General features: G+C 71.5%; 22 protein-coding genes and 1 pseudogene. 14 read left to right on the top strand and 9 right to left on the bottom strand.

Annotation, left to right across the window (positions count from 1 at the left end):
* The first annotated feature begins 117 nt into the window (after nucleotides 1-117).
* The gene (locus U9R90_RS08480; protein ID WP_411055780.1) at nucleotides 118-588 is read left to right on the top strand and encodes a Dps family protein; all 471 of its coding nucleotides are present in this window, start codon (nucleotides 118-120) and stop codon (nucleotides 586-588) included.
* 227 nt (nucleotides 589-815) lie between these two features.
* Here U9R90_RS08480 and U9R90_RS08475 read toward each other — a convergent pair.
* Together U9R90_RS08475 and U9R90_RS08470 are read right to left on the bottom strand one after the other, a co-directional pair.
* Nucleotides 816-896, bottom strand: a pseudogene (locus U9R90_RS08475) (DNA glycosylase); the annotation flags it as partial.
* A 123-nt stretch (nucleotides 897-1,019) separates the two neighbouring features.
* On the bottom strand, nucleotides 1,020-5,663 hold the full coding sequence (locus U9R90_RS08470; protein WP_411055779.1) for an ATP-dependent helicase: 4,644 nt from the start codon (nucleotides 5,661-5,663) through the stop codon (nucleotides 1,020-1,022).
* A 91-nt stretch (nucleotides 5,664-5,754) separates the two neighbouring features.
* Between U9R90_RS08470 and U9R90_RS08465 the strand changes: the two genes are divergently transcribed.
* Genes U9R90_RS08465 through U9R90_RS08455 form a run of 3 tightly spaced genes read left to right on the top strand, consistent with a single transcriptional unit; the run spans nucleotide 5,755 to nucleotide 7,689 of the window.
* Nucleotides 5,755-6,633 carry an AraC family transcriptional regulator gene (locus U9R90_RS08465; protein ID WP_411055778.1) on the top strand — a complete coding sequence of 293 codons (879 nt, stop codon included), beginning with the start codon at nucleotides 5,755-5,757 and terminating at the stop codon, nucleotides 6,631-6,633.
* 10 nt (nucleotides 6,634-6,643) lie between these two features.
* Complete coding sequence (locus U9R90_RS08460) at nucleotides 6,644-7,384, top strand: AzlC family ABC transporter permease (RefSeq protein WP_411055777.1); 741 nt, start codon at nucleotides 6,644-6,646, stop codon at nucleotides 7,382-7,384.
* Nucleotides 7,381-7,689: an AzlD domain-containing protein gene (locus U9R90_RS08455; RefSeq protein ID WP_411055776.1), complete on the top strand. Its 309-nt coding sequence runs from the start codon at nucleotides 7,381-7,383 to the stop codon at nucleotides 7,687-7,689. Before U9R90_RS08460 ends, U9R90_RS08455 begins: the two co-directional genes overlap by 4 nt.
* 18 nt (nucleotides 7,690-7,707) lie before the next feature.
* Here U9R90_RS08455 and U9R90_RS08450 read toward each other — a convergent pair whose 3' ends face one another.
* Complete coding sequence (locus tag U9R90_RS08450; protein WP_411055775.1) at nucleotides 7,708-8,664, bottom strand: hypothetical protein; 957 nt, start codon at nucleotides 8,662-8,664, stop codon at nucleotides 7,708-7,710.
* Between the two features lie 79 nt (nucleotides 8,665-8,743).
* On the opposite strand from U9R90_RS08450, the gene U9R90_RS08445 reads away from it, so the two are divergent.
* The 5 genes from U9R90_RS08445 to U9R90_RS08425 all read left to right on the top strand — a co-directional run bounded on the left by U9R90_RS08445 (nucleotide 8,744) and on the right by U9R90_RS08425 (nucleotide 14,118).
* Complete coding sequence (locus U9R90_RS08445) at nucleotides 8,744-8,938, top strand: DUF3046 domain-containing protein (RefSeq protein ID WP_411055774.1); 195 nt, start codon at nucleotides 8,744-8,746, stop codon at nucleotides 8,936-8,938.
* A gap of 266 nt (nucleotides 8,939-9,204) precedes the next feature.
* Nucleotides 9,205-10,338, top strand: a complete 1,134-nt coding sequence (gene recA / locus U9R90_RS08440) for a recombinase RecA (RefSeq protein ID WP_411055773.1) — start codon at nucleotides 9,205-9,207, stop codon at nucleotides 10,336-10,338.
* 3 nt (nucleotides 10,339-10,341) lie between these two features.
* The gene (gene recX / locus U9R90_RS08435) at nucleotides 10,342-11,313 is read left to right on the top strand and encodes a recombination regulator RecX (protein ID WP_411055772.1); all 972 of its coding nucleotides are present in this window, start codon (nucleotides 10,342-10,344) and stop codon (nucleotides 11,311-11,313) included.
* 623 nt (nucleotides 11,314-11,936) lie between these two features.
* Complete coding sequence (locus U9R90_RS08430) at nucleotides 11,937-13,151, top strand: NAD(P)/FAD-dependent oxidoreductase (protein WP_411055771.1); 1,215 nt, start codon at nucleotides 11,937-11,939, stop codon at nucleotides 13,149-13,151.
* Between the two features lie 10 nt (nucleotides 13,152-13,161).
* Entirely contained in the window at nucleotides 13,162-14,118 is a 957-nt protein-coding gene (locus U9R90_RS08425) for a sigma-70 family RNA polymerase sigma factor (protein ID WP_411055770.1), read from the top strand.
* A gap of 104 nt (nucleotides 14,119-14,222) precedes the next feature.
* On the opposite strand, the gene U9R90_RS08420 is transcribed toward U9R90_RS08425, so the two are convergent.
* From U9R90_RS08420 to U9R90_RS08400, 5 genes are all read right to left on the bottom strand, one after another.
* Nucleotides 14,223-16,076, bottom strand: a complete 1,854-nt coding sequence (locus U9R90_RS08420; protein WP_411055769.1) for an FAD-dependent monooxygenase — start codon at nucleotides 16,074-16,076, stop codon at nucleotides 14,223-14,225.
* A 170-nt stretch (nucleotides 16,077-16,246) separates the two neighbouring features.
* On the bottom strand, nucleotides 16,247-17,176 hold the full coding sequence (locus U9R90_RS08415) for an amino acid ABC transporter permease (RefSeq protein WP_411055768.1): 930 nt from the start codon (nucleotides 17,174-17,176) through the stop codon (nucleotides 16,247-16,249).
* Entirely contained in the window at nucleotides 17,173-17,841 is a 669-nt protein-coding gene (locus U9R90_RS08410; protein ID WP_411055767.1) for an amino acid ABC transporter permease, read from the bottom strand. Before U9R90_RS08410 ends, U9R90_RS08415 begins: the two co-directional genes overlap by 4 nt.
* Before the next feature lie 84 nt (nucleotides 17,842-17,925).
* Complete coding sequence (locus U9R90_RS08405) at nucleotides 17,926-18,768, bottom strand: glutamate ABC transporter substrate-binding protein (RefSeq protein WP_411055766.1); 843 nt, start codon at nucleotides 18,766-18,768, stop codon at nucleotides 17,926-17,928.
* Between the two features lie 98 nt (nucleotides 18,769-18,866).
* Nucleotides 18,867-19,643 (bottom strand): amino acid ABC transporter ATP-binding protein, encoded by a 777-nt coding sequence (locus U9R90_RS08400; RefSeq protein ID WP_411055765.1) that lies wholly within the window; start codon nucleotides 19,641-19,643, stop codon nucleotides 18,867-18,869.
* Between the two features lie 311 nt (nucleotides 19,644-19,954).
* On the opposite strand from U9R90_RS08400, the gene U9R90_RS08395 reads away from it, so the two are divergent.
* A complete protein-coding gene (locus tag U9R90_RS08395; protein ID WP_411055764.1) occupies nucleotides 19,955-20,668 on the top strand; it encodes a response regulator transcription factor in 714 nt (237 codons plus the stop codon).
* Between the two features lie 8 nt (nucleotides 20,669-20,676).
* Nucleotides 20,677-22,128, top strand: coding sequence for an ATP-binding protein (locus tag U9R90_RS08390; protein WP_411055763.1), 1,452 nt, complete (start codon nucleotides 20,677-20,679; stop codon nucleotides 22,126-22,128).
* Nucleotides 22,129-22,160: 32 nt separating this feature from the next.
* Here U9R90_RS08390 and U9R90_RS08385 read toward each other — a convergent pair whose 3' ends face one another.
* Nucleotides 22,161-23,156, bottom strand: coding sequence for a TAXI family TRAP transporter solute-binding subunit (locus U9R90_RS08385; RefSeq protein ID WP_411055762.1), 996 nt, complete (start codon nucleotides 23,154-23,156; stop codon nucleotides 22,161-22,163).
* Nucleotides 23,157-23,266: 110 nt separating this feature from the next.
* Here U9R90_RS08385 and miaB point away from each other — a divergent pair, with 110 nt between their 5' ends.
* From miaB to U9R90_RS08370, 3 genes are all read left to right on the top strand, one after another.
* Nucleotides 23,267-24,823 (top strand): tRNA (N6-isopentenyl adenosine(37)-C2)-methylthiotransferase MiaB, encoded by a 1,557-nt coding sequence (miaB, locus tag U9R90_RS08380; protein WP_411055761.1) that lies wholly within the window; start codon nucleotides 23,267-23,269, stop codon nucleotides 24,821-24,823.
* Between the two features lie 98 nt (nucleotides 24,824-24,921).
* The gene (locus U9R90_RS08375; RefSeq protein WP_411055760.1) at nucleotides 24,922-25,326 is read left to right on the top strand and encodes a hypothetical protein; all 405 of its coding nucleotides are present in this window, start codon (nucleotides 24,922-24,924) and stop codon (nucleotides 25,324-25,326) included.
* Nucleotides 25,327-25,464: 138 nt separating this feature from the next.
* Nucleotides 25,465-26,205, top strand: a complete 741-nt coding sequence (locus tag U9R90_RS08370) for a class III extradiol dioxygenase subunit B-like domain-containing protein (protein ID WP_411055759.1) — start codon at nucleotides 25,465-25,467, stop codon at nucleotides 26,203-26,205.
* Nucleotides 26,206-26,782: the final 577 nt, after the last annotated feature.

Here is a 26,782-nt window from a genome sequence, read left to right as displayed (position 1 = left end):
GTGATCTCGGCCGGGGTTTTCGCGTGTCCGGGGGTTGTTTTTCGAAGTGACCGGTAAGGGGCGCTATGTCATGGTTGGTGGGTACTCGGGGAAGCGTGCACGGCTGGAGGAACCCGTATGTACGTCGTGAAGAGCCCGCTCCCCGACGCGGATCTGAAGACGGTCTCCGAGGCGCTGCAGGGCGCGCTGGTCGACCTGGTGGACCTCTCCCTGGTGGCGAAGCAGATCCACTGGAACGTGGTCGGGCCGCGTTTCCGCTCCGTACATCTGCAGCTGGACGAGGTCGTGGACACGGCGCGGCTGCACTCCGACACGGTCGCGGAGCGGGCTTCCACGCTCGGGGTGTCACCCGACGGGCGCGCGGCGACGGTGGCGGGGAGCAGCGGGATCGGCGCGGTGCCCGGGGGCTGGGTGAAGGACGTGGACGCGGTGCGGGCCCTGGTCGACGCGCTGGGTGCGGTGATCACACGGATGCGGGAGCGGGTGGGGGCGACCGGTGACGCGGACCCGGTGAGTCAGGACATCTTCATCGGGATCACGGCGGACCTGGAGAAGCACCACTGGATGTTCCAGGCCGAGAACGGCTAAATGTGCCACACATGTGCCGTGCACGCGCTTTGTGTGCTTCTGGTGCTTCCTGTGCGCCCTCCCGCTGGGTGATCGCGCGGGTTTAGCGTCGGTCGGAGGAGGCTGCGCATGGCGGGGCGTGGAGGGTGGCGGTGGTCCATACCGAGGGTGCTCGCGGTGGCGGCGGCCCTGGGGTTCGGTGTGGTGTGGTGGTGGGCCGTGCTGCGGCTGGCGGTGGCGCCCGANAGGTCCGAGCGCGTCAGCACGCTGCCCGCGAGCGCGCTGTGCAGGCGCCGCGCAGCCTGGTGGACGGTGTCTCCTTCGGGCATGAGGTCAGGGTGACATGTGGGGCGGTGTGGCGGTCGGGTGTGTCATGCGGGGTGGGGTGGGAGTGGCGGTGGGCGTGTCATGCGGGCGGTGTCGGGGTGCCGCGCGGGTCGGGTCGGGGCGTGTCATGCGCGGAGCCGGAGACCGCGGGGTGTGGCGTGGAAGCCCGCCGCTTCCAGGAGGCGGCCGAGTGGGGACGTCAGGGATGCGGTGCCGTTGATGCGCTCCACGGTGACCGTGCCGAGGGTGCCCGCACGGGCCGCGGCGGCCAGGGCCTCGGTGGCGGTGTGCAGCCGGGGGTCGTCTGCGGCGGTCTGGTCCTCGGGGTCGGTGGGCCAGACGAGCAGGGTCTTGCCGCCGCGCTCCATGTACAGCGCCAGGACGCCGTCGACCAGGACGACCAGTGAACCGGCCTTGCGGCCCGGCTTGTGGCCGGCCTGCGCGGGCGGCTCCGGCCAGGGGAGGGCCGCGCCGTAGGCGTTCGCCGGGTCGGCCGCCGCGAGGACCGTCGCACGCGTGCCCTCGTGGCTGTCGCCGCGGTCGCGGGCACTGGCCGCCGCGCGCAGCCGGTCCACCGCGCCGTCCATCGCGAACTGGGCCGCGCCGAGCCCTTCGACGACATAGCCGCGCCGGGCCTGGCCGCTGTCCTCGAAGGCGGACAGGACGCGGTACGTCGCCGCGAAGCCGCCCTCGACGCCTTCCGCGGCGACCGCGCCCCGGGTGACGACGCCGTGCCGGTCGAGGAGCGTACGCGCGCGGGCATGGGCGCGCAGTGTGGGGTCGGGTTCGCGGTCCGGGAGCAACGACCAGCGGCCCGCGACGGTGGGCGGGCCGGTGCGCGATGCCGGGCGTGCGGCGGCCGTGAGGGAGCCGTACCGGCCGCGCGGGACGGGGCGCTTGGCGCGGTGGGCGGTGGAGCCCGCGGTGCGGCCCGAGCCGAGCAGCGCGCGCATGGGTGCGAGGGTGTCGTTGGTGAGCCGTCCGGACCAGGCCAGCTCCCAGAGGGCGTCGGCCAGTTGGGGGTCGGTGGCATCGGGGTGGGTGGTGGCGCGTACCTGGTCGGTGATCTGGCGGAAGAACAGGCCGTACCCGCCCGAGAGCGCGTCCAGGATGGACTGGTGGAGCGCGGTGAGCTCCAGCGGATGGGGCTCGGGCAGCAGCAGGGGCGCGGAGTCGGCCAGATAAAGCGACAGCCAGCCGTCCTTGCCGGGCAGCGCTCCGGCCCCTGCCCACAGCACCTCGCCGGTGGTGGTGAGTTCGTCGAGCAGCGCGGGCGTATAGCCCTGCACGCGGGACGGCAGGACGAGCTTCTCCAGCGCGGACGCGGGGACCGTGGCGCCCTGCAACTGCTCGATGGCGCGCACCAGTCCGTCGATGCCCCGCAGTCCGTGCCCGCCCAGATGCTGCCACTGGGGCAGGAACCCGGCGAGCGCGGCGGGCGGCACTGGTTCCAGTTCCTGGCGCAGGGCGGCCAGGGAGCGGCGGCGGAGCCGTCTGAGCACGGTGGCGTCGCACCACTCCTGACCGATTCCGGCCGGGTGGAACTCGCCTTGCACGACACGGCCGCCGGCGGCCAGACGCTGTAGGGCGCCTTCGGTGACGGCCGTGCCGAGGCCGAAGCGGGCGGCCGCGGCGACCGAGGTGAACGGGCCGTGGCTGCGTGCGTAACGGGCGAGCAGGTCGCCGAGCGGGTCCTTGACCGGCTCGGTGAACGCCTCCGGCACCCCGACGGGAAGGGCCGTGCCGAGTGCGTCGCGCAGGCGTCCCGCGTCCTCGACCGCCGCCCAGTGGTCGGCCCCCGCGATACGGACCCGGATGGCGCGGCGGGTCCTGGCGAGCTGCTCTGCCCAGTCCGGCTCGGCGCCGCGCTCGGCCAACTCCTCCTCGGTGAGCGGGCCGAGCAGCCGCAGCAGGTCGGCGACGCCCTCCGCGTCCTTGACGCGCCGGTCGTCCGTGCGCCATTGGAGCTCGCGTTCCAGCTCGGTGAGCACCTCGGCGTCCAGGAGCTCCCGCAGCTCGGCCTGGCCGAGGAGCTCGGCCAGTAGGCGCGAGTCAAGCGAGAGTGCCGCGGCGCGCCGCTCGGCGAGTGGTGAGTCGCCCTCGTAGAGGAACTGCGCGACATAGCCGAAGAGCAGCGAGCGGGCGAACGGCGACGGTTCGGGTGTGGTCACCTCGACCAGGCGGACGCGGCGGGCCTCGATATCGCCCATGAGCTCCGTCAGCCCGGGCACGTCGAAGACGTCCTGGAGGCATTCGCGCACCGCCTCCAGGACGATCGGGAACGACCCGAAGTCGCTCGCCACCTGCAGGAGCTGCGAGGCGCGCTGGCGCTGCTGCCACAGCGGGGTGCGCTTGCCCGGGTTGCGGCGCGGCAGCAGCAGAGCACGGGCGGCGCACTCGCGGAAACGGGAGGCGAACAGGGCCGAGCCGCCCACCTGGTCGGTAACGAGCTGCTGGACCTCGCCCTGGTCGAAGGCGACGTCGGCGGCACCGACCGGAGCCTGCTCGGAGTCGTACTCCAGGCCGGGCTTCGACGGCTCCTGGTCGAGCAGGTCCAGGCCCAGCAGATCGGCGTCGGGCAGCCGCAACACCAGCCCGTCGTCGGCGTGCATCACCTGCGCGTCCATGCCGTACCGCTCGGTGAGTCTGGCGCCCAGGGCCAGCGCCCAAGGGGCGTGCACCTGGGCGCCGAAGGGGGAGTGCACGACCACGCGCCAGTCGCCGAGCTCGTCGCGGAAGCGCTCGACCACGATGGTCCGGTCGTCCGGCACATGGCCGCAGGCCGTGCGCTGCTCGGCGAGATACGCGAGGACGTTGTCCGCGGCCCAGGTGTCCAGGCCCGCGTCGGCCAGCCGCTGGCGGGCGTCCTCAGGGGCCAGGCCGCCGATCTCGCGCAGGAACGCGCCCAGAGCGCGGCCCAATTCGAGCGGGCGGCCCAGTTGGTCGCCCTTCCAGAACGGCAGCCGTCCGGGGACGCCTGGCGCGGGGGAGACCAGGACGCGGTCGCGGGTGATGTCCTCGATGCGCCAGGAGCTGGTGCCGAGGGTGAAGACATCGCCGACCCGGGACTCGTAGACCATCTCCTCGTCCAGCTCGCCGACCCGGCCGCCGCCCTTCTTCGGATCGGCTCCCGCGAGGAACACCCCGAACAGCCCGCGGTCCGGGATCGTGCCGCCCGAGGTGACGGCGAGCCGCTGCGCGCCGGGGCGCCCGGTGACCGTACCGGCGACGCGGTCCCACACCACGCGCGGGCGCAACTCGGCGAAGGCGTCGGACGGATAGCGGCCCGCGAGCATGTCCAGAACGGCGTGGAACGCGGACTCCGGGAGCGCGGCGAACGGCGCCGCCCTACGGGCCACGGCGAGCAGATCGTCCACCTGCCAGGTGTCCAGCGCGACCATCGCGACGAGCTGCTGGGCCAGGACGTCCAAGGGGTTGGCGGGAACCCGGAGGGACTCGATGCCACCGGAGCGCATCCGCTCGGTGACCACGGCGGCCTGCACCAGATCGCCCCGGTACTTGGGGAAGACCACGCCCGTGGAGACCGCGCCCACCTGGTGCCCGGCCCGGCCGACGCGCTGGAGCCCGGAGGCCACCGACGGAGGCGACTCGACCTGCACCACCAGGTCCACCGCCCCCATGTCGATGCCCAGCTCCAGGCTGGAGGTCGCCACGACGGCCGGGAGGCGTCCGGCCTTGAGGTCCTCCTCGACCAGGGCGCGCTGCTCCTTGGAGACCGAGCCGTGGTGCGCGCGGGCCAGCACCGGCGGGGCGCCCTTGGCGGCGCCCGACTCGGCCATCAGCTCGGCGGGGGAGTGGGCCTCGGGGAGAGGCTCTCCGGTGGCTCGCTCGTAGGCGATCTCGTTGAGGCGGTTGCACAGCCGCTCCGCCAGGCGCCGGGAGTTGGCGAAGACGATCGTGGAGCGGTGCGCCTGCACCAGGTCGGCGATCTTCTCCTCGACATGCGGCCAGATGGACGGCCGTTCGCCCTGGTCCTGGCCGGAGTCGGTGGCCGGTGAACCGCCCAGCTCCCCGAGGTCCTCCACGGGGACGACCACCGAGAGGTCGAACTCCTTGCCCGAGGGCGGTTGGACGACCTCCACCCGGCGCTGTGGCGACAGATAGCGCGCCACCTCGTCCACCGGACGGACCGTCGCCGACAGGCCGATCCGGCGTGCGGGACGCGGCAGCAGCTCGTCCAGGCGCTCCAGGGAGAGCGCCAGGTGCGCCCCCCGCTTGGTGCCCGCCACGGCGTGCACCTCGTCCAGGATCACCGTCTCGATGCCGGTCAGGGCCTCGCGCGTGGCCGATGTCAGCATCAGGAACAGCGACTCGGGGGTGGTGATCAGGATGTCCGGTGGCTTGGTCGCCAGGGAGCGCCGCTCGGCGGCCGGGGTGTCCCCGGAGCGGATCCCGACCTTCACCTCGGGCTCCGGCAGGCCGAGGCGCACGGACTCCTGCCGGATGCCGGTCAGCGGGGAGCGCAGATTGCGCTCCACGTCGACCGCGAGGGCCTTGAGCGGTGACACGTACAGCACCCGGCAGCGCTTCTTGGGGTCGGCGGGTGGCGGGGTGCTCGCGAGCGAGTCGAGCGCGGACAGGAAGGCGGCCAGCGTCTTGCCGGAACCGGTCGGGGCCACGACCAGGACGTCCGAACCCTCGCCGATGGCCCGCCAGGCGCCTTCCTGGGCGGCCGTGGGCGCGGAGAAGGCCCCCGTGAACCAGCTGCGGGTCGCGGGGGAGAACGAGTCGAGCGCTTTCCCGGTCATGGCCCCCATCGTGCACCGCACCACTGACAATCGCCCGGACCTGGGGAAATCCACTGGCGGACACCCCGGACCCGTGCCACACAATGGACGCATGGCGGCAGGGGAGCAGGCGCGGTACTGGCAGTACCCCGACCTGCCCGGCGTGGACCTGCTGCACGCCCGCTACATCCGCAAGGCGTTCACACGGCACACCCACGAGACGTTCGTCTTCGCCGCGATCACCGAAGGCGTCGAGGCGTTCCACCACCGCGACGAACTGGTGCGCGCGGCGCCCGGCCAGCTCGCCGTGGTGAACCCCGACACTCCGCACACCGGACACGCGGGCGTCCCCGAGGGATGGACCTACCGCACGCTGTACCCGGCCGCCGAGCTGGTCGAGTCGATCGCCGCCGACACCACCACGCTGCGTGGCTCGGTGGCCTTCACCAGCCCCGTCGTGGACGACCCCTACGCGGCCCGGCTGGTCGTGGCCGTACACCGGGCGGCCGAGCAGGGCAACGCGCTGGCGGCCGACAGTCTGCTGCGTCTGGTCACGGCGTGGCTGTTGCGCAGCCACGGGGGCCGCCTCTCCCCGCGCCGGCCGCTCTCGGCGGGCGCGCGCGACGCGGCCCGCGCGCGAGCCGTCCTGGAGGAGCGGATGGCCGATCCGCCGTCGCTGGAACGGCTGGCCCAGGACCTTGGTACCAGCCCCTTCGCGCTGCTGCGCGCCTTCAAGTCGGCGTACGGAATGCCGCCGCACACCTGGCTCACCGACGCACGGGTACGTCGCGCCCGCGGACTCCTGGACGCGGGCACCGCCCCCGCCCAGGCGGCCGTCACCGTCGGGTTCACGGACCAGCCGCACCTCAACCGGCACTTCGCCCGGATCGTCGGGGTGCCCCCAGGGGCGTACCAACGTGGACGTACCGGCAAAGGCGTACCAGCGGAGGGCGCAAGAACGTACAAGACCAGGTCAGCGAGGTCCACGTAACGTCACGGAAGTGGGAGAACAGACAGCAGTCGTAGCGATAGGCCCCGAGGTCGAACCTCAAGCGGGCAAACCAGACTCCGCCGTCGTCCGGGACTCGCTCGGGGTAGGCGTCGCCGTCGGTCTGTCCGGGTTCGCCTTCGGTGTGACCGCGGTCGGCAACGGCCTGAGCCTGCTGCAGGCCTGCGCGCTGAGCCTGCTGGTCTTCACCGGCGCCTCGCAGTTCGCGCTGGTCGGCGCCCTGGCGGGTGGCGGCAATCCGGTGACCGCGGCCGCGGGCGCCTTCTTCCTCGGCGTACGCAACGCGTTCTACGGACTGCGCCTGTCGCAGCTGCTCGCGCTGCCGCGCTGGGTCCGCCCCTTCGCCGCCCACTGGGTCATCGACGAGACCACCGCCGTCACGCTCGCGCAGCCCACCCGGCGCGCCCGCCGCATCGGCTTCGCCGTCACCGGGCTCTCCCTCTACGTGCTGTGGAACCTCACCACGCTGCTGGGGGCCCTGGGTGCCGAGGCCATCGGCGACACCGAGGCATGGGGGCTCGACGCCGCGGGGCCCGCGACGTTCCTCGCCCTGCTCGCACCGATGCTGCGTACGACCACCGAGCGTGCCGTCGCCGCGCTCGCCGTGCTCCTCGGACTCGGCCTGCTGCCAGTGCTGCCCGCCGGGGTTCCGGTGCTGGTGGCCGCGCTCGCGGCGCCCATCGTGCTGTTCGTACAGGGCCGCCGCACCACCACGGAAGGGGCAGGGCGTTGACCATCTGGATCGCGATCGCGGTGACCGTGGTCGGCTGCTACGCGGTGAAACTGCTGGGTCTGCTGGTGCCCGCGGGTGTGGTGGAGCGCCCGCTGATCAAGCGCATGGCCGCGCTGCTGCCCGTCGCCCTGCTGGCCGCGCTCACCGCGCAACAGACCTTCGCCGACGGCAGTCAGTTGGTACTGGACGCCAAGGCGGCCGGGCTCGCCGCGGCGGCGGTCGCGTTGCTGCTGCGGGCACCGTTTCTGGTGATCATCGCGGCCGCCGTCGTGGTGACCGCGGGCGTACGGGCCATCGGAGGCTGACCCCGGGTTCGGCAGCCGTCAGTCCAGGGCGCGTCCATAGGCCCGTAGCGTGCGCAGCGCCTCAAGGGTGACGATCGGCCGTGCCTCCATGGCCGTGCTCGGAGCCCACTGGCGCCAGGCGATCGGCCAGCCGCCGTCCTCCCGCTGCTCGCTCTCAAGGAAGTCCAGCGAGCGCGCCATCTCCTCGTCGGTGAACCAGGAGCGGGCCAGCGACTCGGGCACGCGCGCGTAGTCGTGCGGGAAGTGGTGCTCGCCCGGTGCGTAGCCGGGCGCCACCGGGTACTCCGCACGCCGCTCCGGGTCGAGCACGGCAAGGCGCTGCTCCCGGACGAGGCGGCCGAGCCGGTCGGCCGCGACCTGGGCGCGCGACCGGTCGGGCACGCCGTCCAGGAAGGCGACGGCCGCGTGGATCTCGTACGGGTGGGACTTCTCCAGCCCCTCGACGGCCGTCCAGCAGAAGTCGGTGGCCCGGAACAGCCAGGCGTGCCACACCTTGTTGCGATGCAGCAGCCCCACCACAGGGCCGGTGGCGAGCAGATCGCTCGGCGGATCGTCGACGATCGGGATGAACGGAGCCGCCGGGTAGCCGCGCTGACTGGGGTGGATCGCCGGCAGGGCGCCGTCGGCGGTCGACACCTCCGAGAGGTAGCGGCACACCCGCTCCACGCGCTGCCCGCCGCACCGTCCGATGGCGTCCAGGACACGCAGCGCGTGCGCGGTGTGCAGCGGCTGGCTGACGGGGCCGCGCAGATCGGGTTCGAGCGCGTGGCCGTACCCGTCGTCCTCGTTGCGGTACGCGGCCAGGGCGGTCTCGACCGCGTCCGCCGAGCCGTCGAGGAAGTGGTAGGCGAACCGGCGCTGCTCCAGCACGCGCGCGGTGAGCCAGACGAAGTGCTCGGCACGGGCGAGCCGCGAGTGCTCGGGGCGCCGGGAGTCAAAGGAGCCTGCGGGTGCTCCGGGTGCGGATTCAGGCATGCACCGACCGTAGGGCGGTTGGCGCCCGGGGGCAGCCCCTCGGCCCGTGCTGCACTCTCAGGGGCGTGATACTGGGGGCATGCGGTTGACGGTCTTCTGGGAGCGGATGGCGGAGCACTTCGGTGCGGGGTACGTCGATTCCTTCGCGCGTGATCATGTGATGTCGGAGCTCGGTGGGCGCACGGTGGACGAGGCGCTGGCCGCCGGTCTGGAAGCCAAGGACGTCTGGCGAGCGGTGTGTACGTCGATGGGCGTGCCAGCCGAGCGGCGCTGAAGCGTGTCCCCTCGGCAGCTCGTTCCTTGCCGGGCTCGGCAGCCTCGCCCCCGTCCGTGGACGGGGGCGAGGCTGCCGCGTGGTGCGCTTGACACGAAAATCGAACATCCATTCTGATGGAAGCTCCGGTCCTGCTCCAGCCCGGTTTTCCCGGGGGTTTCCAGGGGTTATCCACAGGCCGGGGCCGACGTCGGGGCGCATTGTCAGTGGCAGGCGTTAGCGTCGTGGACGTGAAGCGATCGACTCAAGCAAATCGGGTGGAACCCATGGCAGGAACTGACCGCGAGAAGGCGCTCGACGCCGCGCTCGCACAGATTGAACGGCAATTCGGCAAGGGCGCCGTGATGCGCATGGGCGAGCGGCCGAATGAGCCCATCGAGGTCATCCCCACCGGGTCGACCGCGCTCGACATCGCCCTCGGGGTCGGTGGCATCCCGCGCGGCCGTGTGGTGGAGGTGTACGGACCGGAGTCCTCCGGTAAGACGACGCTGACGCTGCACGCCGTGGCCAACGCGCAGAAGGCAGGCGGGCAGGTCGCCTTCGTGGACGCCGAGCACGCCCTCGACCCGGAGTACGCGAAGAAGCTCGGCGTCGACATCGACAACCTCATCCTGTCCCAGCCGGACAACGGTGAGCAGGCGCTCGAGATCGTCGACATGCTGGTCCGCTCCGGCGCACTCGACCTGATCGTCATCGACTCCGTCGCGGCCCTGGTTCCGCGGGCGGAGATCGAGGGCGAGATGGGCGACTCGCACGTGGGTCTGCAGGCCCGGCTGATGAGCCAGGCGCTCCGAAAGATCACCAGCGCGCTGAACCAGTCCAAGACCACCGCGATCTTCATCAACCAGCTCCGCGAGAAGATCGGTGTGATGTTCGGCTCGCCGGAGACCACGACCGGTGGCCGGGCGCTGAAGTTCTACGCCTCGGTGCGGCTCGACATCCGCCGTATCGAGACCCTCAAGGACGGCACCGACGCGGTCGGCAACCGCACCCGCGTCAAGGTCGTCAAGAACAAGGTCGCGCCGCCCTTCAAGCAGGCCGAGTTCGACATCCTCTACGGCCAGGGCATCAGCCGCGAGGGCGGCCTGATCGACATGGGTGTGGAACACGGCTTCGTACGCAAGGCCGGCGCCTGGTACACGTACGAGGGCGACCAGCTCGGGCAGGGCAAGGAGAACGCCCGCAACTTCCTGAAGGACAACCCCGACCTCGCCGACGAGATCGAGAAGAAGATCAAGGAGAAGCTGGGCGTCGGTGTGAAGCCCGCGAGCCCCGAGGGCGAGCCGGGCGCGACTCCGGTCGACGGTGCGGCCAAGGAGACGAAGGACGGAGTGGCCAAGTCGGTGCCCGCACCGGCCTCGAAGGCCAAGGCGACCAAGGCCGCGCCGGCCAAGAGCTAGCCCGTGGTACGGCGAACGGACTGGCCGGAGGAGGCCGGGCGGCCTGGCGGCTTCGGCCTGGCGGACACCACGCCGCCAGGCGCCTGGTCGCTGCCCGCGGGCAGTCGACCAGGGAGCCAGGGAGCGCTGGGTGACGGGCCGTGGGACGGCGGTTCGCCCGGCGACGCCCCCGGGAGCGACCGGGATAGCGGTCCGGGCGAGCGTCCGCGCGGCGCTGGTCGGCAGCGTGGCGACCGGCGACGGCCCTTCGGGGACCAGGAAGGCGATCCGCGTGACGGCGGTTCGCCCGGCGAGGCCCCCGGGGACGCCTGGGACGCCCGAGACGACGACCCGGCTGGAGGAGGCCAGGGCGGCGGTCGGCGTGGTGGCGGCTCGCGTCGTGGCCGTCGGCGCGCCTTTGGTACGCAGGACAGCGGCTCCCCTGACCCGTCGAGGGCCGGGGACGGGGAGTCGCGCGGGCCGGGCGAGCGGGAGACTGACCCGGCCGAGCGGGCGCGGGCGATCTGTCTGCGCCTGCTCACCGGCACCCCGCGCACCCGCAAGCAACTCGCGGACGCGCTGCGGAAGCGGGAGATCCCCGACGAGGTCGCTCAGGAGGTCCTCTCCCGCTTCGAGGACGTCGGCCTGATCAACGACGCGGCCTTCGCGGACGCGTGGGTGGAGTCCCGGCACCACGGCCGGGGCCTGGCCCGGCGTGCGCTCGCACGGGAGCTGCGCACCAAGGGCGTCGACTCCGCGACGATCGACGAGGCGGTCGGACAGCTCGACTCCGACCAGGAGGAGGAGACCGCCCGCGAACTGGTCGCCCGCAAGCTGCGATCGACCCGCGGCCTGGACCGAGACAAGCGCCTGCGCCGCCTCGCGGGGATGCTGGCCCGCAAGGGCTACGCGGAGGGCATGGCGCTCCGGGTGGTGCGACAGGCGCTGGAGGAAGAGGGCGAGGACACGGAGGACTTGGAATACGGGGGTTTCTAGGTCCGCCGTCCCGCGGCCATCCCGCCTTGCTCCGCCCGGCCCAGGCCAGTCCGGCCCAGGCCAGTCCGGCCCAGGCCAGTCCGGCCCAGGCCAGTCCGGCTCAGGCCAGTCCGGCCCAGGGGTCGGGCCGTCCGGGACGGTTCCGTGCGGCGGCCAGGTGAGGGGCAGCCCCGCCCCGCCCTTGGCTTCGCCTGGTGCGGGCTGGGGTGCCCGAGGGCGCGGCGGCCGACCGCGTACCCGCTCCAGATGCCCGTCGAGCCCGCCCCGACCGGCTGGAGCCGTCCGTCCAGGGGCGGTTCCCAGCGCGGCCCGGTGCGGCCGGTCACGGCCCCGGACACCTCTCCGTGCCCCACGGTGCAAGGTAGCCACCGCGGCTCCTGACGGCACCGTTGCTTCGGGGCCGACCCCTGGTCAGGTCGACACAACATCGATGTCCATGTCGACGGTGATCGGCATCAGATCACCTCGTTCAGCTCGGCCTGCGTCTGTGCCGCCTCGGCGTCGCGAGCATCGTTGGGCGACGCCCTGTCGCCCCGTGACCCATGTCACATGCAGTTCCTGTCAGGAATCGGGGCGCTGTTCCGCTCAAGTCACGGGAGCAAGCGAACCGATAGGAGCGGCACATGAAGCACCGCATCGTCGTCCTCGGCGCCGGCTACGCCGGCGCCTACGTGGCCGGGAACCTGGCACGCCGGGTGTCCCCGGCGGACACCGAGATCACCGTGATCAACGCTGAGCCGGAGTTCGTCCAGCGGCTGCAGCTGCACCGGCTCGCGGCCGGCCAGGAGATCGAGGCTCCGAAGCTCGCCGACGTCTTCGCGGGCACGGGGATACGGCTGCGCCTGGCCCGTGTCACCGCCGTCGACCCCGAGCGCCAGATCGTCACCGTGGCCGACGCTGACGCCGATGGCGGCGGCGAGCTCGGCTACGACACACTTCTCTACACGCTCGGCAGTCACGTCGCCGACCACGGTGTCCCCGGTGTGGCCGAGCACGCCTTCGACGTCGCCGGCCGGCCCTCGGCGCTGCGCCTGCGCGAGCGCCTGGACAGCCTGGGCAGGCGGGGCGAAGGTGGGAGTGTGCTGGTCGTCGGCGACGGGTTGACCGGCATCGAGACCGCCACCGAGATCGCCGAGTCCCGGCCCGGCCTGTCGGTGGCGCTGATCGCCCGCGGCGAGCTGGGCGCCCGACTCTCCGCCGGAGCCCGCAGCCACCTGCGCCAGGCCTGCGACCGGCTGGGCGTCACCGTCCTGGAGCACACCAGCGTCGAAGCCGTCGAAGCGACGCGAGTGCTGTGCGCCGACGGCACCGCCCTGGCCTCCGACGCGACCGTGTGGACGGCCGGGTTCGCGGTCAACCCCATCGCCGCCGCCAGCGGTCTCGAGGTCACCGAGAACGGTCAGATCGTCGTCGATCGCACGATGCGGTCGGTCTCGCACCCGAACGTCTACGCCGCCGGCGACAGCGTCTACGCCATCGGCGACAACGGCCGGCCACAGCCGATGTCCTGCGGTTCGGCCGGCTACACCGGTATGCAGGCCATGCAAGCAATCCTGGGACGCCTGACTGGCCGCGAGATCGCGAACGTCAAGTTGGACTACGTGGGCAACCACATCAGCCTCGGGCGGCGGGACGGGATCCTGCAGATGGTCGACGGCGAAGCGCAGCCAAAGCCGAAGTATGTGGGCGGCCGGAAGGCCGCGCGGATCAAGGCGGGCATCCTCAGGATGTCGCTGTGGACCATCTCGCACCCGACCTTCGGCCTGCCCAAGCGCAAGCGCCGCCTGGCCGCCGCGTCGGATGCGTCCGCCGAGAGGGGCGGTCGCGTAGCCGTCTAGGGTAATCCGCGTGGACAGCACCGCCACTGATCGCTTCGACACCAGCCGGTTCCAGGCCAGCCGGAACCGGCTGGCCTCGCTGGCGTACCGGCTCCTGGGCTCCGCCGCCGACGCCGAAGACGTCGTGCAGGATGCGTTCCTGCAATGGCAGGCCGCCGACCGGCAGCGGATCGAGGTACCGGAAGCATGGCTGACCAAGGTCGTCACCAACCTGTGCCTCGACCGGCTCCGTTCGGCACAAGCCCGCCGCGAACGCACCGCCGGCGCCTGGCTGCCCGAACCGCTTCTCGACGGCGACCCGATGCTCGGCCCGGCCGACACTTTCGAGCAGCGCGAATCGGTCTCCCTGGCCGTGCTGACTCTTATGGAGCGCCTGTCCCCCCTTGAGCGGGCCGTCTACCTCCTGCGCGAAGCGTTCTCCCACAGCCACGCGGAGATCGCCGAGATCCTCGACCTCACCGAGTCCGCGAGCCAGCAGCACCTCCACCGGGCCCGGCGCCGCATCACCGCCGCGCGCCGCCGCGGCGGCAGCGAAGTCGACCCGGCATCCGCCCGTAGGGTCGTCGAGGAATTCCTCGCCGCTGCCTCCTCGGGCCGCATCGAACGGCTGGTGGCGCTGCTCACCGACGACGTGACCGCGATCTCCGACGGCGCCGGCCTGTCCGAGAAGCTGCTGCGGTACGACACTCCGCAGCGCGTCGCCGCCATCGCACGGGCCGGCTTCAAACCCACACCCGCGAAACGGCGACTTGTCGGCGGCACGCCCGCCGTCCACTACGCGGTCATCAACGGCGCCCCCGCCATCCTCACCGTGCTCGGCGACCAGGTCGTCGGCTCCGTGACGTTCGACATCACCGAGGGCAAGATCGCAGCCGTGCATGGCATCGCCGCCCCCGCCCGCCTCGTCCGCCTCACCGAAGCCTGGCGGCAGCACGAACCGGACCCGCCGCTCATCGCCCAGTGGTGACCCGCCGCCGAGCGCGGCCACCGTCGTGCGCATGCTGCGCGACCACGACGAACCGGTCGACACGGCGGTGAGTACGTGATCATCTCGCTACTTCGCACCGTGGGTCACGGCGAGGAGTCCGGAGCCGTCACACGGTGTCCGCCGCCGGGGGCCGCGCCCTGCGGCTCCTCCGCCGGTGCCGCACCAGACGCCTCGTGCGCCTCATGCGCCTCGTGCTGCTCGCGCCCCTCGTGCCGCTCCGGCTTCGGGTCCTTGGACCGCCGTACGACCGGCTCCCCGCCCCTGGCCGCGTCCGCGGCGGCGTAGAGCTCCGCCGGGCGCACCCCGGCGAGCGCGGTCACCAGATGGCCGTCCGGGCGTACCAGCAGCACCGTATGCGCGGCGGCGCCCGGGTAGCTCTCCGCGACCAGCAGTTCGGCGCGTACCGGCAAGGCCGACACCGCGCCCGCGAGCCGGGGCATCACCCCCGCCGTCAGCCAGTGCCGCCGCTCCCAGACACCGGTGCCGGGAGCGATCAGGACCACCAGCAGCCGATCGAGCCCCAGCCGGTCCCGCAGCCGTACCGACGAGCCGTCCGGCGCCGTCACCCGTACGTCCGCGACGGGAGCCCCTCTGCCGGTCCCCACCGTCACCTGCGCGGAAGCGGCCGCCGAAGTCCCGGCGGGCGACAGCGGCGAGTCGGCGTACGAGGGTGGCGCCCCGAGCGGCCCACGCCCCAGATGGCCGTCGGTGAGCAGCGCATCGTGCCCGCGCGCCGCGCCCGGCACATACGCGCGCAGCCCGCCGCCCCCGCGCAGTATCGGCAGCGACTGGTCACAGGCGCGCAGCCGGGCGGCGACCGCGGTGCGCCGCTCCGCCTGATAGCTGTCGAGCAGCGCCTTGGACGGCCCGTGGTGCCAGCAACGCCCCAGCTTCCAGGCCAGGTTGTCCACGTCCCGCAGCCCCTCTTCGACGCCCTGAGTGCCCAGCGCGCCCAGCAGATGCGCGGCGTCCCCCGCCACGAAGCAGCGGCCCACGCGCCAGCGCCGGGCCAGCCGGTGGTGCACCGTGTGCACTCCGGTGTCGAGGAGTTCGTACGGGGGTGTGCTCCCCCCGCACCAGCCGGCCAGGGTGTCTCTGATCCGGGCCACCAGGGCGTCCGGTGTGACCAGTTCGGTCCGCGAGGGCAGCAGCCAGTCCAGGCGCCAGACGCCATCGGTGAGCGGCCGCGCGGTGACCTCAGGGGACGCGCCGCGCCATGGAGGCGTCCGGTGCAGCACCGCCTCGCCCGGCCAGGGGAGTTCGGTGCGCAGTGCGGCGACCGCGTACCGCTCGACCGCCGTACGCCCGGGGAAGCGGATGTCGAGGAGTTTGCGCACCGTGGAGCGCGGCCCGTCGCACCCGACCAGGTAGCTGCCGCGCCACCAGGTGCCCTTGGGCCCCCGGGCATGCGCGGTGACTCCGCCCGCGTCCTGCTCCAGGGAGTCGAGGCGGCTTTCCACGACGACCTTGATCAGTCGCTCGCGTGCGACCGCGTCCCGCAGTGCGCCGGTGAGTACGTGCTGAGCCATATGCACGGGCGAGGGCCCGCCGTCCACCACGTCCCCGGAATCGTCCGACGCGCCCGCGTCCCCCGGACGGTCGAAGCCGCCGCGATTCTCGACGGCGTCCAAGTCCTCGAAGTCCTCCAGGTCCTCGAAGTTCTCAAGGCCGTCGAGGTCCTCGAAGGCGAGTCGCCGCATTACCTGTCGACGCCGCATCGACCGCCACCCGGCCCACCGGCAGTCACTGAAGGTGACCCCGGTCAACCGCTCGACGAGATCCACGGTGTCCGGACGCAACACGGCGGTGCGCGCGGGCCGCTGCTCGTCCTTGCCGGGCCCTTCGTCCAGTACGACGGAGGGAACGCCCTGGCGGGCGAGGGCGAGCGAGAGCGAGAGCCCGACGGGCCCCGCCCCGACCACGATCACCGGGTCCACGGCGCGGCTCCTCCTGCGCTGGAGGCCGCACGGGGTGCACGGGACGTACAGCTACCGGCAGTTGGAGCAAGGTGCACGATCACAGAACGTATGCAACCTATTGCGGGTGCTTGCGTCAAGTGACGGAGGCAGCGGCGTGATCGCCGCTGCCTCCGGTCCCGTACATCTCGTCAGACTGATTTGTCCGGTGGCCGGTCCCCCGGAGTGGGGAAGTCCGGGTGCTCTTGGGCGCCCGGTGTCGCGAGCTCCTCGACCGCGTCGACGCCGAGCACCGCGCCGGTGCTCTTCTTGGCCTGGCGCAGCCGCTTCTCCAGCCAGGAGGCGAAGCTGGTGAGGGCGAAGTTCAGCACGATGAAGACCACCGCGACGACGATGAAGCTGGGGATGACGCTCGCGTAGAACGCCGCCGCCGTCTTCCGGGCGTCGAGCAGCTCGGCGAAGCCGATCATCGCACCGCCGAGCGCGGTGTCCTTGACGACGACCACCAGCTGGCTGACGATCGCGGGCAGCATCACGGTCACGGCCTGCGGCAGCAGGATGGTCCGCATCGTCTGGCCCTTGCGCAGGCCGATCGCCTTGGCGGCCTCGGTCTGGCCCTTGGGGAGCGACAGGATTCCGGCGCGTACCACCTCGGCGAGTACCGAGGCGTTGTAGAGCACCAGACCCGTGACGACCGCGTACAACGGGCGCGTCTCGGTGCTGACGTCGGTGAACTGGTCGTAGAAGACGTTCGCGAACAGCATCAGGATGAGCACCGGGATGGCCCGGAAGAACTCGACGACCGCACCGGCCGGGATGCTGACCCAGAGGTGGTCGGAGAGCCGTGCGATGCCGAAGAGCGCGCCCAGCGGGAGGGCGATGACCATGGCCAGAGCTGCGGCCTTCAGCGTGTTGGCGAGGCCGGGCAGCAGATAGGTCGTCCAGGCCTCGGAACCGGCGAGGAAGGGGCTCCACTTGGCCCACTCCAGCTGCCCGTTGTCGTCCATGACACGCCAGGCCCACCACAGCCCCAGCGCCAGGAGGACGAAGAAGACGACCGACCAGATGAGGTTGCGCCGTTTGGCGGCGGGTCCCGGGTTGTCGTACAGAACGGAACTCATCGCTTCACCGCCAGCCGCTTGCTGAGCCACCCGAGAATGAGGCCGGTGGGCATCGTGATCAGCACGAATCCCAGCGCGAAGATAACGGAGATGAGGAGCACCTGCGCCTCGTTCTCGATCATTTCCTTCATGAGTAGTGCGGCCTCTCCCACGCCGATGGCCGCCGCGACGGTCGTGTTCTTGGTCAGCGCGATGAGCACGTTGGCGAGTGGCCCGATGACCGAGCGGAACGCCTGGGGCAGCACGATGTTGGTCAGGACCTGGGTGAAGGTGAGCCCGATCGCGCGAGCGGCCTCAGCCTGGCCGACCGGGACCGTGTTGATGCCGGACCGTACGGCCTCGCAGACGAACGCGGCCGTGTAGGTGGCCAGTCCGAGTACGGCGAGCCGGAAGTCCTGGGTCTTGAAGTCCCCACCCGAGCCGAGCGTGACGCCGAAGATGTCGGCGAGGCCCAGCGAGGTGAAGACGATGATGACGGTCAGGGGGATGTTCCGGACGATGTTCACATATGCGGTACCGAAACCACGCATAAGGGGAACCGGGCTGACGCGCATCGCGGCCAGAATCGTGCCCCAGACGAGGGCGCCGATTCCGGAGAAAACGGTGAGCTTCACCGTGACCCAGAACGCCCCGAGCAGGTCGTAGCCTTCAAGAAAGTCGAACACGATCTCCCGCGCTCTCGGATGTGTTGATGGCGTGGTACGCCGCCGGGATACCGGCGGCGTACCAGCGATGAGCTCAGACGAACGTCACTTGACGATGTCGCCGATCTTCGGGGCGGGCTCGTTCTTGTAGTCGGCCGGGCCGAAGTTGTCCGTCACGGCCTTGTCCCAGGACTTGTCCTCGACCATCTTCTCGAGAGCCTTGTTGATCTTGTCCAGCATCTCGGTGTCGCCCTTCTTGACCCCGATGCCGTAGTTCTCGTTGCTCAGGTTGAGCCCGGCGAGCTTGAACTTGCCCTTGTACTCGTTCTGCGACGCGTAGCCCGCGAGGATCGAGTCATCCGTGGTCAGGGCGTCGACAGCGCCACTCGCCAGTCCGTCGAGGCACTCCGAGTAGGTGCCGCGCTCCCTCAGCTGGGCCTTCGGCGCGATGTCGTTCTTGATGTTCTGGGCGGAGGTGGACCCGGCGACCGAGCAGAGCTTCTTGCCGTTGATGTCCGCGCCCTTGGCGATGTTGTCGTCGGAGCGGATCAGCAGGTCCTGGTGGGCGAGGAGGTAAGGACCGGCGAAGTCGACCTTCTCCTTGCGCTCGTCCGTGATCGAGTAGGTGGCCGCGATGAAGTCCACGTCACCACGCTTGAGGGCCTCCTCGCGGTCGGCGCTCGGGGTCTCCTTCCACGTGATGTCCTTGGCGTCGTAGCCGAGCTCCTTGGCGACGTAGGTCGCGACGTCGACATCGAAGCCCGTGTAGCCGTCCGGCGTCTTCAGGCCGAGGCCCGGCTGGTCGTACTTGATGCCGATGGTGATCTTCTTGCCGTCGCCGCCGTCACCCGAGTCCCCGCCGTCACCGTCGTCGGAACCACAGGCGGTGGCGGTCAGGGAGAGGGCGAGAACGGTGGCGGCAGCAGCGCTGACCTTGCGGAGATTCATGGTGAACATCCTTTTGTTTTCTTCGGGGGTGCCGAAAGCTCAGTGGTACGGGACTCAGGTGCGGGACGCGGACCCGGTACTCAGTGGTGACCCGGTACTCAGTGGTGCAGGATCTTCGACAGGAAGTCCTTGGCCCGGTCGCTGCGGGGGTTGGTGAAGAACTGGTCCGGCGTCGTCTCCTCGACGATCTGGCCGTCGGCCATGAACACGACGCGGTTGGCGGCTGAGCGGGCGAACCCCATTTCGTGGGTCACGACGACCATGGTCATGCCGTCGCGGGCGAGCTGCTGCATGACCTCCAGCACCTCGTTGATCATTTCCGGGTCGAGGGCCGACGTCGGCTCGTCGAAGAGCATCACCTTCGGCTCCATCGCCAGCGCCCGGGCGATTGCGACGCGCTGCTGCTGGCCACCGGAGAGCTGGGCCGGGTACTTGTCCGCCTGGTTGGCGACACCCACCCGGTCGAGCAGGGCGCGGGCGGACTCCTCGGCGGCCCGCTTGTCCTTCTTGCGTACCTTGACCTGCCCCAGCGTGACGTTCTCCAGGACCGTCTTGTGCGCGAAGAGGTTGAAGGACTGGAAGACCATGCCGACGTCGGCGCGCAGCCTGGCCAGCTCGCGGCCTTCGGCGGGCAACGGCTTGCCGTCGAGCGAGATGTTGCCGGAGTCGATCGACTCCAGGCGGTTGATGGCGCGGCACAGCGTGGACTTCCCCGAACCGGACGGTCCGATGACGACCACGACCTCGCCACGGGCGATGGTCAGGTCGATGTCCTGGAGCACATGCAGCGCGCCGAAGTGCTTGTTGACGTTCTTCAGCACGACCAGTTCGTCAGGCGCCGTTACGGCATCCTTGGCCGCCGATACTTCGGTCATCGGCTTGTTGCTCCATCCTCCTCGGTTGGAGAGGACAGTAATAACCCGGCGCGACCAGCGTCATTATATCTGAGGGGAAATTGAGCATAACGATCCGGCCGCAACCGGACACACCGCGTGAAGGGGACGCTGCGCTCCGTACCGGCTGCATAACGGAACAACCCCGTAACCAGAACGCACTTGACGGGGTCCTCGTCCATCGGCGTGGATGCCAGAGTGCATGCCTGCGCGCGACCTGAGCGTGCACCCGCGACCTGAGAGTGCACCCTGTCAGTGTCGACCAAACGAGTGATGAACCGAGGGAGGCCGGAATGAGACTGCTGCTCGTCGAGGACGACGATCACGTGGCCGCCGCCCTCTCCGCGATCCTCGCCCGGCACGGCTTCGACGTCGTCCACGCCCGCAACGGCGAGGAGGCGCTGCAGGCCCTGCTGCCGAGCGACAAATACAGCGGCGGACAGTGCGACAAGCCGCCGTTCGGGGTCGTCCTGCTTGACCTTGGCCTGCCTGACCAGGACGGTTACGAGGTCTGCGGCAAGATCCGTAAGCGCAGCGGCATTCCGGTGATCATGGTGACCGCCCGTTCGGACGTACGCAGCCGGATACACGGGCTCAATCTCGGCGCCGACGACTACGTGGTGAAGCCGTACGACACCGGCGAGCTGCTCGCCCGTATCCACGCGGTCAGCCGCCGCAACACCGCCGAGGACGGCACCACGCCCGGCGACGGCTCTCTGGCGCTCGGCCCGGTGGCCATCGAGCTCCCCACCCGGCGGGTCACCGTCGAGGGCGAGAGCGTCCAGCTGACCCGCAAGGAGTTCGACCTGCTCGCGCTGCTCGCGCAGCGGCCCGGTGTGGTCTTCCGCCGTGAGCAGATCATCAGCGAGGTGTGGCGCACCAGTTGGGAGGGGACCGGGCGCACCCTGGAGGTGCATGTCGCGTCGCTGCGCTCCAAGCTGCGGATGCCCGCCCTGATCGAGACGGTGCGCGGCGTCGGCTACCGGCTCGTCGATCCGCCCGGCTAGGCCACCCGGTGCGCACTCGTCTGCTCCCGCTGCTCATCGTCCTCATGGCGGGCGTACTGCTCGCGCTCGGTTTTCCGCTCGCGGTGAGCCTGGCCGCGGCCCAGCAGCAGCGGGTCATGGTGGACCGGATCGACGACACCGCGCGCTTCGCCGGGCACGCCCAGTTCGTCACGGAGCGTCCGACCGACTCGCCTTCGACCGACTCGCGTCCGGTACGCAAGGACGAGCGGCTCAAGCGGCTGGAACGCGAACTCGAGCGCTACCACGAGGTGTACGGCATACGGTCCGCCGTGCTCTACCGCGACGGCGTGTCCATGGCCGCCGCACCCGACGGGCGCATCCTCCACAACAAGCAGGCCGAGCGGGCCTACGAACAGGCCCTTTACGGCAAGAGCCGACAGGCCCCCGAGCAGGTCTGGCCCTGGCAGCGGCAGCGCTTGTACATCGCGTCCCCGGTGATCCGCGAAGGCGATGTGGTGGCCGTCGTCGTGACCGACTCGCCCACCGGCAAGATGCGCTCGCAGATCCTGCGCGGCTGGCTGATCATCGGCGCCGGTGAGGCCGCCGCGATGCTGCTCGCCATCGGCGCCGCGCTGCGGCTCACCGGGTGGGTGCTGCGGCCCGTACGCACCCTCGACGCGACCACGCACGACATAGCGACCGGACGGCTCAAGTCCCGGGTGCCGGCCGCCGGTGGACCGCCGGAACTCCGCAGCCTGGTCCGCTCGTTCAACGAGATGGCCGACAACGTCGAGGACGTGCTGGAGCAGCAGCGCGCCTTCGTCGCCGACGCCTCACACCAGCTGCGCAACCCGCTGGCCGCGCTGCTGCTCCGTATCGAACTGCTCGCTCTCGAACTGCCCGACGGGAACGAGGAGATCGCCTCGGTCCGTACCGAGGGCAAGCGTCTGGCGCGCGTGCTCGACGACCTGCTCGACCTGGCGCTGGCCGAGCATGCCGCGGCCGACCTCCAGCTCACCGACATCGGTGAGCTGGCCAACGAGCGGGCCGCCGCCTGGCGCCCACTCGCCGAGACCAAGGGGGTACGTCTGACCTGCGAGGGACTCGCCGCGACCACCGCCTGGGCGGACCCGATCGCCCTCTCCAGCGCGCTGGACGCGGTGCTCGACAACGCCCTGAAGTTCACCCCCGAAGGCGAGACCGTCACCGTCACGGCCGACTCCAACGGCGACACCTCCACGATCACCGTCACCGACGGCGGCCCCGGCCTCACCGAAGACGAACTCACCCGGGTCGGGGACCGCTTCTGGCGCAGCAACCGCCACCAGAACGTCACAGGCTCGGGCCTCGGCCTCTCCATCACGCGCGCGTTGCTCGCGGCGGGCGGAGGCTCGATCCGCTACGCCCACAACACCCCGCGCGGCCTGCGCGTGACGGTGACGGTGCCGCGTACCAGACCGGCGGAGCAGGCGTCACATGGCCGTACGGCTAGGGCTTGACCGAGCGGAGCAGGCGTCACATGGCCGTACCGCTAGGGCTTGACCGAGCGGTAATAGCGGCGGGCCCCGTCGTGCAGCGCCAGCGGGTCCGTGTAGATCGCGGTCCGCAGGTCCACCAGCTGGGCCGCGTGCACCTGGGAGCCGATGTGGTCCCGGCTGTCGATGATCGTACGGGTCAGCCCCTCGATCAGGGCCGGGTCCACCCGGTCGGTAGTCACCAGCAGGTTCGCCACCGCGAGCGTCGGTACGGCGGTGCCGCCCTGCGCGGTCGGATAGGCGTCGGCGGGCATCACGGCCGCCCGGTAGTTCCGGGACACACCGCCCTGGCTGTGCAGCTCGTCCACCAGGTCGCCCAGCGGTACGAGGCGGATGTCGACCCGCTGCGACATCTCACGGATGATCGTCGTCGGCAACCCGCCCGACCAGAAGAACGCGTCGATGTCCCCCCGCTCCAACTGCTCGGTCGCCGCGCTGATCCCGCTGGGCACCGGCTCGATGTCCCTCACCGGATCGAGTCCGGCCGCCCTCAGCACCCGTTCCGCTATCAGCCGCACCCCCGACGCGGGCTGCCCGACGGCCACCCTCTGTCCGCGCAGATCCGCGGCCTCGCGTACGTCCGATCCCTTGAGTACGACCAGCTGTACGTAGTCGTCGTACAACCGGACGCACCCGCGCAGCCGCTCGGCGCCCGCGCGGCCGTCCCGCTGGTACTTCTCGACGGCGTCGGCGGCCGCGATGGTGATGTCGGCCCGCCCGGTCGCCACCCGCGCCACGTTCTGCTGCGACCCCTCGCTGCCGAGCAGCCGGATCTCGAGATCGGGCAGGTCGCGCGCGGCCGCCTTCTGCAGCAGTTGCCCGTAGCGCTGGTACACCCCGCGCTCCACACCCGTACTGAAGGCCACCTCGCCGCTCGGCGACTTCGGGCCCAGCGGCAGCAGCCACCACACCAGCAGCCCGAACACGGCCAGGGCCAGGGCAGCGCCCTGCAGGGCACGGCGTCGGCCGAGGCGGGGGAGTGCCGGGAACATGCCCGCGATCCTGTCAGCTCGGGCCGCGTGCGGACAGGCCCTATGCCCGAGGTCACAGCTACCGGCGCCTGGCGGGCCAGGGCCGCCGGAGGGACCCTTACCCTTGTCGCATGAGCAGCGCGGGCCGGAGTGAAGCAGTGGACAACGTCGCAACAGTGGACAACGTCGCAGTGGGCGACGTCATGGAGCGTACGTACGAGGTGCGCACCTACGGGTGCCAGATGAACGTCCACGACTCCGAGCGGCTGTCGGGCCTCCTGGAGGGCGCCGGTTACGTCCGCGCCCCCGAGGGTGCCGACGGCGACGCCGACGTCGTCGTCTTCAACACCTGCGCGGTCCGCGAGAACGCCGACAACCGGCTGTACGGCAACCTCGGGCGGCTCGCCCCGATGAAGACCAAGCGCCCCGGGATGCAGATCGCCGTCGGCGGCTGCCTCGCGCAGAAGGACCGCGACACGATCGTGGAGCGCGCCCCCTGGGTCGACGTGGTCTTCGGTACGCACAACATCGGCAAGCTCCCGGTCCTGCTGGAGCGCGCCCGCGTACAGGAAGAGGCGCAGGTCGAGATCGCGGAGTCGCTGGAGGCGTTCCCCTCGACGCTGCCGACCCGCCGTGAGAGCGTGTACGCCGCCTGGGTCTCCGTCTCCGTCGGGTGCAACAACACCTGCACCTTCTGCATCGTCCCGGCGCTGCGCGGCAAGGAGAAGGACCGCCGCCCCGGCGACATCCTCGCCGAGGTCGAGGCGCTGGTCGCCGAGGGCGTCAGCGAGATCACCCTGCTCGGGCAGAACGTCAACGCGTACGGCAGCGACATCGGCGACCGCGAGGCGTTCAGCAAGCTGCTGCGTGCCTGCGGCCGGATCGAGGGCCTGGAGCGGGTCCGCTTCACCTCGCCGCACCCCCGTGACTTCACGGACGACGTGATCGCGGCGATGGCCGAGACGCCGAACGTGATGCCGCAGCTGCACATGCCGCTGCAGTCGGGGTCGGACACCGTGCTCAAGGCGATGCGCCGGTCCTACCGGCAGGAACGCTTCCTCGGGATCATCGAGAAGGTGCGCGCCGCGATCCCGCACGCCGCCATCTCCACCGACATCATCGTGGGCTTCCCCGGCGAGACCGAGGAGGACTTCGAGCAGACGATGCACACGGTGCGCGAGGCGCGCTTCGCGAACGCCTTCACCTTCCAGTACTCCAAGCGGCCCGGAACGCCCGCCGCCGAGATGGACGGGCAGATCCCCAAGGAGGTCGTCCAGGAGCGGTACCTGCGCCTGGTCGCCCTCCAGGAGGAGATCTCCTGGGAGGAGAACAAGAAGCAGGTCGGCCGCACTCTGGACCTCATGGTCGCCGAGGGCGAGGGCCGCAAGGACGGGGCCACGCACCGCCTGTCCGGGCGCGCGCCCGACAACCGCCTGGTGCACTTCACCAAGCCGGAGCAGGAGGTACGCCCCGGCGACGTGGTCACCGTCGAGATCACCTACGCCGCCCCGCACCACCTGCTCGCCGAGGGCGCGGTACTGGCGGTGCGCCGCACCCGCGCGGGCGACGCCTGGGAGAAGCGGAACGCGGCACCCGCCGAGAAGCCGGCCGGTGTGCTGCTCGGCCTGCCGCAGGTGGGCGTTCCGGAGCCGCTGCCCGCGGCGACGGGCGGCTGCGGCATCGCCTGAGGGGGCGCGCGGGCAGGCTGTACGGCGTACAGGAGCTGTACGGCGTACGGGATCGGCGTACGAGTTTGGTGTACGAGATGTACGGGGGACGGGGAAGCATGGCGGCGCGGTGGGGCCTCATCGTCGAGGAGAACGACGGGATGGGGGAGCGCAAGACCTGGGCCACCCAGGTGCTGGGGCGGGTCGAGGGCAGTCGCGAGGAGGCCCTCGCGCAGTTGGAGAAGCTGGCGCGAAGCTACACGTCCCAGCATCCGATGAACCCGACCAGCGTCCAGCTGTACCGGACCGCCGAGGGCTTTCTGATGCTCAGCGAGGGGTCCATGCGCACCTATCACTGCCGCTTCTCGGTCGCCGAGCTGCTGTACGACAGCGTGGAGGCCGAGCGGGCGGCAGCGGCGGCCCGTGCCGCCGAGCGCGCGGCGTGGGAGGCCCACAAGGCGGCGGAGAAGGCGGCACGGCGGGCTGAGCGCGGGCCGCTGTTCGGCAGGCGCCGCGGTCGGTGACAGGGCGGGACGCGACGGCGGACGGCTGGCTGCTCTTGTGTGACGGGGCCATGAGTAAGGGCGATGCGGACAACTTCCGCCTCTGTGCGGTGGAGTGGGATTCGGCCTCCCAGGCCCGACGCGCTTAAGCTCCCGATCATGCTTGTCGCCGCAGCCGTCTGTCCCTGTCCGCCTCTGCTGGTTCCTGAGGTCGCCGCGGGCGCGGCGCCGGAACTCGACGCCGCGCGGGCGGCCTGTAGCGACGCCGTCGCGGTGCTGGCAGCGGCCCGGCCGGACCGGCTGGTCGTCGTCGGGCTGGCTGAGCGGGACGGGCGGGGGCCGCATCCGCAGGGTTCCCGGGGTTCGTTCCGTGGCTTCGGGGTGCCGTTCGACGTCCGGCTCGGGCGGTCGGAGCCGGAGCCGCAGGGGGCCGATCAACCCGACGACCGCCCGGAGCGTGAGCTTCCGCCGTCGCTCGCGGTGGCCGCGTGGCTGTTGGAGCGCACGGCCTGGTCCGCGTCGCCGGTAGAGGGTCTCGGTGTGGGGGAACCGCTCGCGGCCGAGCAGTGTGCGCAAGTCGGACGGGACCTCGCGGCACACGCCGAGCGAGTGGCCCTGCTGGTGATGGGCGACGCCAGCGCCTGCCGCACGCTCAAGGCGCCGGGGTATCTGGACGAGCGGGCGGCGGGTTTCGACGCCGAGGCGGCCCGCGCGCTGGGTGCGGCGGACGTGGCGGCGCTCATGGCCCTGGACGTACGGCTGGCAGCCGAACTCCAGGTGGCCGGACGCGCGCCCTGGCAGGTACTCGCAGGCGCGGCAGAGGACGCCTCGCTACGCGGCCAGCTGCTCTACGACGACGCTCCGTACGGCGTGGGGTACCTGGTCGCGGCCTGGTCGTAGGGGCCTGGCGGCGCGGGCGTACGGCGGACAGCCGGCGGCGGGCGCGCCGTGGCGGCCGATGCGCGACTGCGGTCGCCGGACGCGGGCGAGCGCACCGCGCGGCGGCCGTGGGCCTGCGGCCACGATCGCTCCGGCGTGGGCCGCGTAGCACGCGCTGGCGCGAACACGGCGACTGCCGCACCGTGGCGACCGCACCAGAGGACGGCGGGGCACGTGCGTTGGGCGGTGGGGGCGTCGTGGCGGGCGTGCGGCGGCGAGTACAGCGTGCAGTCAGTCGGTGGCGGGCACCTGCGGTGGACGGTTGGAGCGCCGTGCCGGGTGTACTGCGGCTGNGTGGGGGCGCCGTGCCAGGCGAACGGCGGCCAGACGGCGGCGAGCGCACCGCGTGGCCAGGCGGCAGTGGGCACATCGCGCGCCCAGCCGGTGGCGGGTACCCGCAGCCGTCGACGGGTGCCAGGCCTACCGCGCCAGGCCCACGGCGGCCCGACGGTGGTGAGCATGCCGCGTCGGACCAGACCGTGGCGGGCGCGGCGCCGTGGCCTCCCGCGCTGCGCGGCCAGATCGGCCCGGCCGAGGC

This window comes from Streptomyces sp. E11-3, assembly GCF_046540415.1.
Taxonomy (GTDB): domain Bacteria; phylum Actinomycetota; class Actinomycetes; order Streptomycetales; family Streptomycetaceae; genus Streptomyces.
Note: the sequence above shows the minus strand (reverse complement) of the source record. Positions and strands in the feature narration are given on the sequence as shown.